Genomic DNA, 12,730 nt, shown 5'->3' on the forward strand with positions numbered 1-12,730 from the left:
ACATCACTTGTAATATAACCAACCAGTATAAGTTGCGATTTATGAAGCAAGTGAAAGAATTATATAGATTGATAAGCAGTTTTCTGAGCCGAGCCGAAAATATTGAGGAACGTAAACAGCTTTTTGATTGGTTTGATCAGCAATCGGCCGATCAAATACCCGAAGAACAGCTTTCAGACATCCAACAAAATGTCAGAAATCGTTTATTGAACGAAATCGGGACAACTGAAAGAACGTCCACTACACTAAAATATTTGCAATATATCGGTACTTCTGCTGCGGTACTGCTTATTGGTTTCTTCGCTTACAACTTATGGCCCTCAACCGAAAATATTGCTTCCGAAGAATTATTGGCTTCCGTCCCTGCTGGAAAAGAACGAGCATTCATTACTTTAGGTAACGGAAAAAAGATCGACCTCGAACAACTGAATTTAAATCAGCATATTCAAACAGGAGATGTTATCATTATCAAGGATGGCAATGGACAGATAAGTTATCATGATGCGAAAAGCAACAAGCCAATAGTTCAAAAAAACAGCATGCATACCCCCAAGGGCGCTACGTATGACCTAACCCTTTCTGATGGCACATTAGTTACCTTAAATGCGGAATCAAAAATTACCTATCCCACATCTTTTACTGAGGGCAACAGAATCGTAGAACTACAAGGAGAAGCCTACTTCCACGTACGAAAGACTAGCAATAAAAGCAAATTTATTGTCAAAACAAAAGATCAACATGTGGAAGTTTTAGGAACGCAATTCAATATCAATGCATATCCAGAAACTGGAAAAATCCAAACGAGTTTGGCAGAGGGCTCTGTCCTTGTCTCTCTGGAAAAAAACAATAAATCACGTGTTCGGCTCCTGCCCAATGAACAAGCCGTACTCAAACAAGGTGGATTGAGTGTTCATAAAATTGATATAGAAGAAGCGCTAAGCTGGAAAAATGGTCAATTCTATTTCAATGGGAATAATACAGCCGAAGTACTTCAACAGATTGCCCGATGGTATAATATTACAATTACCTATAAAGCGAACAGCAACAAGGAACAATATTCTGGAAAAATTCCCCGTAACCTCAGCTTGGATAAATTAATCAAACTGTTGAATTTTGCTGATTTAAATACAAAGGCAGTGCTAGATAAAAACAATAAAATCAACTTAATCATTACATAACCAAAAATTGTTGAACTATGAAAAGTAAAAAATTTCCTCCTTGATCATATCAATAATATCAATAAAAAGACGGATTCTGTTGGCGCAGAACCCGTCGGATTTGTTGGTATTAAAGTATCGTCTAACTTCTAAATTATTAACACGTTAAAACCAAACGAATTTAATGAAATTTACACTAACTCCGTTCAACAAGAAGGAGAAAGATTTTCATTTGACCACGTTGGCGGCAAATGCTGTACCCAATCCGTGGCGTTCCTATGAAAAACACAGCCTTTTTTTTGCGCGCCCATTATCGAGATCTCTCATGAGGATCAACCTAATTACCTTAATGATCGGCCTAGGTTTGTCTCAAGTAGACGCAAACACCTATGCACAACAGATCACCCTCAAAAAGCAAAAGGCAAGCCTTGAAGCTATTTTGAAAAAAATTGAAAAACAAAGTGGATATACATTTTTTTACAAGAAAAATGAGATCAATCAAGTCATTGATCTATCTGCTGATATAAAGGAAGCACCCTTCAAACAAGTGCTGAATATCATTTTTAACAAAGCGAATCTTTCTTACGATTTTTTCGACAAAACAGTTGTTGTAAAAAAGAGAGCGGCGACAACGCCACTTCAAACAATAACAACCATTTCACCTGAAAAGATTGTCAACACCAGTATCCAACAGGGAATCAAGGGTAGGGTCGTAGATGAGCAAGGCAAACCCGTAGAAGGCGCATCAATACGTCAAAAACACGATGATAAAAGATCTGTTAAAACCAATGCTGATGGGGTATTCAACCTGCCAATCACAGCATTGAATGAAATGCTCGTTATCTCATTCGTAGGCTACGAAAACCAAGAAATCAAAGCAACATTGTCCGTCAGTGGAATGCTTGTCAAACTTCGCAAAAAGGACAATACGATCGAAGAGGTTGTTGTTACAGGAACAGGAATCAATAGAAATAAAGATAGCTTCACCGGAACGACCACAAAATTCTCGGGTGCAGAATTAAAAGCAGTAAGCAACAACAATATTATTCAGAGTTTGAAGACATTGGATCCTTCCTTTTTACAAATTGAGAACAACTTAGCAGGATCAAATCCCAACGTCATGCCAGTGATCGAAGTTCGTGGCAAGAGTAGTATTCCTAGTTCCACACTCACGGACCAGTTTGGGGCTGACCCCAATCAACCGCTATTTGTCTTAGATGGTTTTCCAACAACAATACAAACTATTGTTGATCTTGACATGAACCGCGTCGCATCAGTAACAATACTTAAGGATGCCGCTTCAACAGCACTATATGGTTCACAAGCATCTAACGGTGTTGTAGTTATAGAGACAGTAAAACCCAAACCTGGTGAATTACAGTTTACATACACACAGGACTTTAGGTTTGAAATGCCCGATTTGTCCGCATACAATATGATGAATGCGACTGAAAAATTGGAATTTGAAAGACTCTCCGGGCGTTACAACTCGTCGTCAAGTCCCACACAACAAGTATATCTCGATAGCCTATACCATCAACACCTTTCATTTGTAAAAAAAGGAGTTGATAGTTACTGGCTAAGCGAACCTTTACAAAATGGCTTCTCGACGAACAACTCGATCAATGCAGCTGGCGGCGACGAGACTTTTATCTACAATCTTGGCTTAAACTATCGGACAGGAAAAGGAGCCATGATTGGGTCAGGAAGGGATAGTTATAGCGGTAGCATCAACCTAACTTATCGGAAAAATAAGGTAAATATTAACAATATTACCTATATCAGAGGCAATAAGACAACCGAATCGCAATACGGCTTATTTTCTACCTGGGTAAATACAAATCCATATTATGAAAAAAATTGGGAAAACCCCTTTTTGGAAATTAGTCGAAAATCCAACTCGTCTGTCGATTTCTATATTTCCAATCCGTTATATGATGCCATGCTGCCGCAATATAATAAATCCAAAAACTTAGAAGTACAAAATAACTTTAATGCCAACTATGACATTACGAGTTATCTAAGAGCGAATGCTGCGCTACAAATGACTAAGGGAACAACAGAAGGTAAAATCTACAAGTCGCCCGAGATGAGCGATTTTTTTGAAACACCAACCTTACGGAAAGGAAGATATACGGACAGTCGAAACAACAATTTTTCCTATCAAGGAAATTTTATGTTGACCTTTTATAAAACCTTTGCCCAGAAACATCAATTAAACGCCAACTGGCGCAATACAATCGCTGAAAATAAAAACGATGCCTATACAACTGTAGCTGAAGGATTTCCCGCAGGAAACACGGGCAACCCGCGCTTTGCCTATAGTTATTTACTCGACGGTGCTCCGGTAGCATCCAGTAGCACATATCGTACAGTCAATACAACACTAAGTGCCAATTATTCTTATGATAACCGCTACCTATTCGATGTTGTATACAGATTGGATGGCTCAACGGCTTATGGAAGTAACAAGCAATTCTCACCCTATTATGCCGTCGGTTTAGGCTGGAATATCCACAAAGAAGCATTCGCAAAAAAAATGCCCTGGATAAACTCTTTACGGCTAACCGGAAATGTGGGTATCACCGGTAATCAGAATTTCGCTAATATCAGCTCAATTTCATTATACAATTATACCAGTACAAATTACAACCAGTTCGGTCAGGGCGTAACACTTAATATGTTGGGGAATCCCAATCTAGAGCCCCAAAAAACACAACAGATCAGTACCTCTTTAGATTTCACCCTATTCAACAATCGTTTTACAGGTTATATCAATGCGTATAACAAGAAAACAGATCCTTTAATCGTTCCTGTAGACTTACCGTCCTCAACAGGCGTATTTTCATATCCTTATAACATCGGTAGCCTAACCTATAAAGGATTAGAAACAAAGCTAACCATCTATCCGATCTATAACCTTGAAAAAGGTATCACCTGGAATATAGGTCTTACTGCTGCAAGCTACAAAAGCCAATACGACGGATTTGGTGACATCCTGAGAACGCTTAACAAGCAGCAGGAAACATCCAAGTCCTTAGTCAGATATATAGATGGAAATAGTGCTGAGGCCATTTGGGCGACCCAATCCCTAGGAATTGATCCAACGACTGGAAAAGAAGTTTTCTTGACGAAGGATGGACAATACACATTTGATTATAGCGCTGCTGACGTAGCCAATGTCGGAAATACAGCACCTAAGGTGGAGGGAGTAATTTCCACGAACCTTCGGATTAAAGGATTTACATTCGGACTGGGCCTACGCTATAGATTAGGTGGTGATATCTTCAATACAGCATTATTTGACAAAGTGGAGAATATCAACTTTACCAACATTGTAAACAACCAGGACAAACGTGCCTTATACGACCGCTGGCAAAACCCAGGAGATATTGCGCAATTTAAAGCGATTTCCCAAACGGCAACGACACCGATATCATCACGATTTGTCCAATCACTCAATACGCTCAGTAGTGAAACCTTAAACATTGGCTATCTCTTTGACAAAGGTCCTTGGCTGCAAAGTATGAGATTGAAGACATTGTCCGTCAACCTGATGGCAAATGACTTCCTATATTTCTCCACCGTCAGAAGAGAGCGTGGTATATCCTATCCTTATGCTAGAACATTTGCCTTCTCTTTCAGAGCATCATTTTAATTATTGACTTATGAAACGCACTATTAAAATACTCCTAATTCTGCTGACAACTGTCTCTTTTTTCTCCTGTAAAAAATTCCTGGATGTTCAACCGGAAGACAAGGTCTCAGAATCTCAGTTATACAGTACCAAAAATGGTATTAGATCCGTGCTGAATGGGATCTATTTGGATCTCGCAGCAAACCAGTTATATGGAGATAATCTCACACTTTCTACCATCGAAATCCTCGGTCAGCGCTATAATATCAGTACTGAACATAACCAATATAAGACGTCAACTTACGCCTACAAAGATAAACCAACCGTCGACCGTATGGAAGATATCTGGTCGACCGCTTATGCGACGATCCTAAATATTAATGTCTTCCTGGAAAATCTCGATAAATACAAAGGCGTTGTCGATCAATCCACAGAAAACATATATAAGGGAGAAGCAATTGCGATGCGCGCATTCCTGCATTTCGACCTATTACGCTTATATGGTCCTCGCTACTCAACTGTAGATTCTACAAAACAAAGTTTGCCCTATTATAGAAACACTAAAACCGAGGTAAACCCTTTGTTACCAGCCAATGTGTTTGTGGACAATGTAATGGCTGATTTAAACCTAGCTGAAGCTTTACTGCAAAACGATCCCATCATCACAACAGATGTGAACATTGCCCAACCAGAAGACTTAGTCGACTTTCTAAGCAATAACAGAAATTATCGGCTTAATTATTATGCGATAAAAGGTCTCAAAGCACGGGTTTACCTCTATCGTGGCGACAAAACCAATGCTTTAACCATGGCCAAAGAGGTGATCGCTGTAAGCGACAAGTTTCCTTGGACAACTTCTGCCAATGCTTTGGTTGAAAAGCAAAATCCCAATCGCATATTTTCGTCAGAAATGCTATTTGGCGTTATGAATTCCCAGCTATACAATCGTTACCTGAATTGGTTCGATCCATCTCTTAGTGACAGGCAAATATTAGCACCTACGCCAAGTCGGCTAGCTACCATATACGAAAACAATGAAAACGATTACAGGTACAATCTAAACTGGCAGATGCCCTCCAATGGCTCCAAGCCTTATAAAACGTTTCTTAAATATGCAGATGTAGTAGACAAGACCAAAACTTTTCGTTTCAGTATTCCTTTGCTCAAGATAAGTGAAATTTATTACATCGCAGCCGAATGTGAACCCATTGCGGCTGATGGAATAACACGACTGAATATCGTACGTGCCAACAGAGGCTTATTGCCATTAGCAGCGACGGCAAACATCTCGACTGAACTTCAAAAAGAGTATCAAAAGGACCTTTTCGGGGAGGGCCAGCTTTTTTATTATTACAAACGAAGGAACGTAACCTCTGTAGCCAATGGCTCTTCGACAAGTGGTAACGTAACGATAAATTATAACGTTCCTCTTCCAGATTCTGAATCAATTTATAGACAATAAAATGCTACACATGAAAAATATATGCTACTTATTATTAGCTTTCGCAGCTATTACTTGTCTCATTTCATGTGAGAAAGAGCTTCACAAGTACGAAGGAAAGCCAACCATTTATTTTAATGAAACAGCCCGGCCCCTCGCCTATTCCTCTGAGGTCCTTAAAGATTCTACCCTGATCTCATTCAGTCTGACTAAAGAGACAATAGTCGATTCCCTTGTGCATATGGTCATTGCCACAATAGGAAACGCAGCAGATAGCGATCGACCGTATAAAATAGTTCCCAATGCATCATCTACTGCAATTGAGGGCAAACACTACGAAATCATCAACAAGGATTTTTCGATCAAAAAGAATCAACTTCGGGATACCATATGGCTCAGATTTATGAGAACTCCTGACATGAAAGATCAAAATTTCCTGCTCAGCTTTGACCTCCTCGAAAATGAAAACTTTTCGCTCGACATGCAGTATAAAATTACAAATCAGACTACTGGTCAAAAGTTAAATTTCATCAACTATAGATGGTTTATCAATGATATAATAAAAAAACCAACCCGGTGGTTCGACCCCTATCTCGGAACCTTTTCACGTACAAAGCTCAACTTAATGGTTGAAGTCCTGAATGTCGACCCGCAATATATGGATACCAATATCTCAATTGCTGAAACATTGGCCTATGGCAAATTTATGCAGCGGTACCTGAATGAACAGAAGGCGGCTGGCAACCTTATCTTGGACGAAGACGGCCAACCAATGAGTATGGGAACCGCTGCGCAATAGCCTACAAACTTAAAACGAAAAAAATGAAAAGAAATATCTCATATTCAATTATTAGCTTCTTGATGGCATGTATAATCTTGGGGGGCTGTAAAAAAGATCTTGGAAATTATAATTATTCTCAAATAAATGAATTGGATACGATCGCAGAACTACCCAACGAAGTCACTGCTCTTGTCGGTAAAGACCTTCAATTGACTCCCAAAATACAATTCACACAAGACAGCAAATTTGTTGAAGATAATTATCAGTATCAGTGGACTTATATCGGTTCCAACGGCCTCGGAGGTCAGGCGATATTCTCATTAAGTGAAGAAAAAGATCTGAATATCAAAATAAATCTTACTGCAGGAAGTTATCAAGCTTATTTTTCTGTCACAGAAAAACAGACAGGAATAAAATATACACGTCCATTCAAACTCAAAGTCGTCAACGAAATCAATGAAGGTTGGATAATGATGAACGAAGCCAATGGAAAGGCCAGAGTAGATATGCTCGTATTAAATGCATCCAACACATTCGATGTTTACAACGACATTTTAGCTTATACGGGATCGGAGCTTACATTAACAGGCAAACCTGTCATGACCTATACATACGCAACCGGGTTACTACTCGGACCTGACAAGATCAGTTATGGTTTATATTTTGGCACAGATAACGGCACAACAAAAGTGGATCCCAACACCTTTAAATGGACGAATACTATGGGACTCAATTATGAAATAATTGGCGCAATTCCTTCCGGATTCTATGCGGATGTAATCCAGCAAAGAGGCTCTGCAGCATCCTATTTAATAGGTGGCGGAAATGCGTACTTTTACGAGCGCGCATTAAACACATTCTACTCTACTCCAATTAACTACGTCACTTCGGAAGAAAAAGGCTTTGAGGTAGCTCCCTTCATAGGTGGATGGCATAGGGACATCTCCAACCCTATTATATTGTATGATAAAACCAATCGAAGATTTGTGCGCCATGTATCTACTGCTTCAACTTGTACCACGCTTATCGATCCAGGAGAAGATCTCAAATTATTCAGCTTTAACACAGGCCTAGATATGCTCTATATGCGCTGGATGGCCTACAATGGGGGCGAGATCTTCTCCATCCTAAAAGAACCCAATGCCTCAAAAAAATACCTTGCAAGGTTCAACGCTGTCAGCACCGCACAGACTTACTACAGCGAAATCATTGGTACGGACATCGATAAAGCAGAACTCTTTGCCTTTAATCCCGAATTTGGATACCTATTTTACAGTGCTGGTGGTAAAATTTATGAATACGACATGACCTACAAAACTTCCAAACTAATGGTGGACCTAGGGAATAAAAAAGTCAGCTATCTAAATTTCTATGAATTCAAGAATACCACAAAATATACCAGCGGAAATAAACTCATGGTAGGCCTTTACGACCCAAACAAAGCCGATGGTACAGAAGGCGCCCTAAACATATATGATGTCCCTGGTTTAAATGCAAATCTCGTGTTGGATAAATCCTATACTGGATTTGGCCGAATCAAAAGTTTGACTTATCGCGAACGTTAAACCCTAATCAGAACATCAATATTTAAGGAAACTAATTATGAACAAACTTCAGCTATTTCTTTTATATTTTATACTATCCCCCATTGCCCTGTTTGCACAGGGGGATAGTATAACCATAAAAGGACAACTTCATCCAGGTATTGGTAATTCCGCCAATAAAATAACCCTATCCTTCACCGACAATAGCAATAAAAAACAGGTTTTTTCCCAAAAAATTCAATCCGGAAAATTTGAATTCAAGGTGCCAAAACAGCCAAAAATAGTAGATGCCATTTTACGTACAGCAGATCAAATGACCGCTACTAACCCGATGCAATCACCACTTAACTTATTCATTGGAGGAGATAATATCCGTATAGATGCCGATAATGAAGAGCTCCAATTTGCTGATGTTAGCGGTGGAGAAGAAAATAATGCCTACACGATCTTACGCCAATCCACCGCAACATTTATTAAGCAAAAAAACACACTTTATACCCCAATCCTAACCAACGAAGTATCTTCCGAGTCGACAGAAGGGAAAAGTATACTTCAACAAATCAGCCAGCTTGGTAAAAAAGAAAACCAGCTTCAAAAACAATTTATAAAAAGTCATCCCCATTTGTACAGCAGCTTATTTCTACTCTACAGAATGAGATCCAGCTATACGTCCTCAGATTATAAAAGCGCCTTTGATGAATTGTCCAACACGTACAAATCATCGAGCATTGGACAAATGCTACAAGCTCGCATCGAAAAGGAGTTAGTGACGGCAAAAGGTAAAACGGCGCCCCTTTTCGAACGCCCTACTTCAACGGGAACACATTTTAAGTTGGAAAACATGCGTGGACAAGTTGTTTTATTGGATTTTTGGGGAAGCTGGTGTAGTCCCTGTCGGGCCAGTATGCCGCACCTCCAAGAGCTCTATAGCCGCTACAAAGAAAAAGGATTTGAAATTGTAGGCATTGCCCAAGAACATGGGAAAACTTTGGAAGATTCCAAAAAGACTTGGCACAAGGCAATTCAACAGCTCAACTTACCCTGGATCAATGTGCTCAATAATGAAAATAAAGAGCAGATGGATATTGTAAAAGCGTATCAAATCAGCGGGTTTCCAACAAAAATTCTAGTGGACAAAAACGGTAAAATTCTCTTACGTGTCATTGCTTCCGCTACAGACGATATTGACATCGCCCTGAAAGAAATCTACGGGTATTAACAGGCCAAATAACAATTTTCATCTTTTTTCAGCTTACACGTAGGTGCTTGACAAACTTTTTACCACTATACTTCTACAGGATAACCAAAGAGAACAATGAAAAAAACAAATATGTTATGCTTTAGCTACAAGGCACCAATAGACCGCCTTCTTTTTCCCTCTTTGAGGAACTATTAAAAATGACAACCAATTTTATGTGGTATACACAAACTAAAAAATTAATTTTAACTGGATTATGTACCCTAGTGGTATTCAGTAGTTATGCCCAATCCAGTGCTACTTTCGCTCAAAAACTTTTTCAAGCATTCCAGCAAAAAGACACTACTGTTCTAGCCAGTGAGTTGGCATCCAACTTTTCTATCGCCGGGCACACCGACGATGGAGCGAAATTCCGTCTTGACCAAATTGTCAAAAATTACCAAATTTCAAAAATTGACATCAAAGCAGATCGGAAAGTAAAAAAAGGTCGCATCATGCAATTAGCTATCCTAGATAAAGCGAACAAATCGATCAATGCCGAAGCATTATTCAATACAACGGACAAATTGGTCCACCTCTCGCTATTCGATCAGCTCTATAGCATGCGACGGATGGAAAAAGCAGCGCTACGTGCTGTCATTCCCTTCGAAAACCACAATGGTTCAATCTACCTGCAAGTAAAGATAAATGGATATGACAAACCACTACGTCTACTTTTCGACACAGGAGCGGATGGCATGGCCGTCAGCCAGCAGCTCGCTGATCGTATCGGTTTAAAAATAACAAAAGAAAAAAATGCCTCTGTGGTAGGCGGGCATGCTAAAATCAAAATTTCTGAAAACAACACAGTTGGTTTAGATACCCTCCACATTGATAAACAAAGTATTGCCATTTTTCCTGAAATGGGCCGCGATGGCGATGGCATCATTGGCAATACCTTAATTCGACGATACATCACCCATATCGACTACGATAAAAATCTCCTGTCTCTCTATGAATTCGGTGGATTCGAATACAGCGGAAAAGGTACTCTTGCGCCGATCACTATGCCTGCGGGAGTCATGGTTCTCCACGGACAGCTCGATATCACGCAAGGAAAAAGTTATGCAGGTCGTTTTGTTTTCGACACAGGAGCATCCTATGACCTCATTTGTTTCAGACCCTTTGTCCGCCAAAACAAATTACTCATCAGCGGTTTCAAACCCGAAGCCCAGGCCGCGACAGTCAGCATGGGCATTTCCTCACCTACATTTCTAGGTAAAAGTCACCAGTTTGCGATTTCACAGCTTCCCCCCATGACCGGTCTTCCAGTAACATTGATGGGGGGCACTGCAGATAACGAACAATGGCAGCCCGGCGTCGACGGGTCTATTGGCATCCGCCTATTGAGTAGATACAATATGACCATCAACCTCGCAGAAAGCGAAGTTTTTTTTGCACCAAATAAACTACATGCACTACCCCAGGACTTTCTGATTCGAAACCATCAATTTGGCTGGGACAATACCGGTCAACTAAAAGCCCTTGGGATAGTTGGTATTCCTTCAGATGGAAGCTCCTTGAAAAATGGCGATCTCATCCAACGCATAGACAGCTATTCTGTCGATGAACTCGAGAAAAACCCCAAATTGATCGACCAAATTCGCCTAAAAGCAAAAGTTAATGAGATCACAATCATACTGAAGGACAATACCCAAATAACACTATAAGACTACCAATACGAAAACGCTAAAAACAACAAAATGAAAAAACTCTTTCTTTATTTGGCAATCCTTAGCATGGGCATTTTTTATCGCCAGGCATTAAGTGCTCAGGAAAAAGCCTATCAGGGTACATATGCCGAATGCCAGGCCCAAGCGAAAAAAGACAATAAGTTGATCCTTATCGACCTCTACTTTGTTGGCTGCCTCCCTTGTGCCCAAATGGACAAAGAAGTATTTCCAAATACCAATGTCATCAACGAGCTCAATAAAAATTATATTCTTTACAAAACTGATGTCATGAAGGAAATGGATGGCAAAAAATTGGCGCGTAAATATGGTGCGCCCGGCTTCCCGACCTTTGTCATCGTGAACCCCGATGGACAAACCATTTTGACAGAATCCGGCTTCTTTTCAGTGGATAGGTTGATTGCTCTCTTACAGGAAGCTAAGCAACGAGATAAAGCGCAACAGTATTTAGCATTTAACAAGACACTAGACAATCCCTACCCCGCTGCGTATAGCGAACGGTTTATCAAAACTGGAGAAAAACACGATTTCGCTGAATTAGAAAGCTATCTAGATCAACAAGAAAACCTTTTTAAAGAAACCGCTATCTTAGCCAACTCCGTTACAGGATTTAACAAGTACAATAATTGGGCTTACAACAACCTTCCACAACTGATCCATATGTACGGGGGAAATCTGCTGCGAAACAAAATTACAAACATAGCAAAAGCGAAGAGCAAAGAGTTCGGCAACAAACAACAGCTGGATAGTCTCCACAATATGTTCAAATACATTCGCCCAACCTTTACGGATAGACTATGGGATGTGTTCCTACCAACCTTTATTACAAACTATTACACTGGCTCCAAAGATGCCCGAAGTTATTTAGCACTAATCGACCACTATAACGTATATCCGAACTGGGATGAAAGAAGCAATGCTTTAGGGTCAGTTATTATAGACCAATCAAATAACCCGACGATTTTACAAACTATCCGAGTACAATACCTAGGACAACAACAGCCTTTAGATATAGTTGACAACTATCGCCTTGCTCTCTTACATTATTACCTAAAAGATTATGATAAAGCAGCTGAAGCCATAGCTATTGTATTGAGCACTTCGAATTCACCCTATTTCTCAGCCAATCAAAATGAGTTTCTCACACTTCAAAAAGCAATTGAGAAGAAAGATAACACAGTACTTAACGCAAAAGACATCAAAAAAATTATTCCAATTAAACTAAGTTAAACGAACTATACG

At 39.8% G+C, this 12,730-nt stretch carries 8 protein-coding genes; all 8 read left to right on the forward strand.

Annotated elements, in window-relative coordinates:
* Window positions 1–41: 41 nt before the first annotated feature.
* Window positions 42–1,178: a FecR family protein gene (locus tag DCO56_RS24685; protein WP_108636348.1), complete on the forward strand. Its 1,137-nt coding sequence runs from the start codon at window positions 42–44 to the stop codon at window positions 1,176–1,178.
* Window positions 1,179–1,341: 163 nt separating this feature from the next.
* On the forward strand, window positions 1,342–4,815 hold the full coding sequence (locus tag DCO56_RS24690) for a SusC/RagA family TonB-linked outer membrane protein (RefSeq protein WP_108636349.1): 3,474 nt from the start codon (window positions 1,342–1,344) through the stop codon (window positions 4,813–4,815).
* Window positions 4,816–4,825: 10 nt separating this feature from the next.
* Window positions 4,826–6,256 (forward strand): RagB/SusD family nutrient uptake outer membrane protein, encoded by a 1,431-nt coding sequence (locus DCO56_RS24695; RefSeq protein WP_108636350.1) that lies wholly within the window; start codon window positions 4,826–4,828, stop codon window positions 6,254–6,256.
* A 10-nt stretch (window positions 6,257–6,266) separates the two neighbouring features.
* Window positions 6,267–7,034 (forward strand): DUF4843 domain-containing protein, encoded by a 768-nt coding sequence (locus tag DCO56_RS24700; RefSeq protein ID WP_181390669.1) that lies wholly within the window; start codon window positions 6,267–6,269, stop codon window positions 7,032–7,034.
* Between the two features lie 23 nt (window positions 7,035–7,057).
* Window positions 7,058–8,581 (forward strand): PKD-like family lipoprotein, encoded by a 1,524-nt coding sequence (locus DCO56_RS24705; protein ID WP_108636352.1) that lies wholly within the window; start codon window positions 7,058–7,060, stop codon window positions 8,579–8,581.
* A 37-nt stretch (window positions 8,582–8,618) separates the two neighbouring features.
* Window positions 8,619–9,779 carry a TlpA disulfide reductase family protein gene (locus tag DCO56_RS24710; RefSeq protein WP_108636353.1) on the forward strand — a complete coding sequence of 387 codons (1,161 nt, stop codon included), beginning with the start codon at window positions 8,619–8,621 and terminating at the stop codon, window positions 9,777–9,779.
* Between the two features lie 194 nt (window positions 9,780–9,973).
* Window positions 9,974–11,467 (forward strand): retropepsin-like aspartic protease, encoded by a 1,494-nt coding sequence (locus DCO56_RS24715; protein WP_181390670.1) that lies wholly within the window; start codon window positions 9,974–9,976, stop codon window positions 11,465–11,467.
* A 33-nt stretch (window positions 11,468–11,500) separates the two neighbouring features.
* Window positions 11,501–12,718 (forward strand): thioredoxin family protein, encoded by a 1,218-nt coding sequence (locus tag DCO56_RS24720; RefSeq protein WP_108636355.1) that lies wholly within the window; start codon window positions 11,501–11,503, stop codon window positions 12,716–12,718.
* Window positions 12,719–12,730: the final 12 nt, after the last annotated feature.

Source organism: Sphingobacterium athyrii, assembly GCF_003071065.1.
Classification (GTDB): Bacteria; Bacteroidota; Bacteroidia; order Sphingobacteriales; family Sphingobacteriaceae; genus Sphingobacterium; species Sphingobacterium athyrii.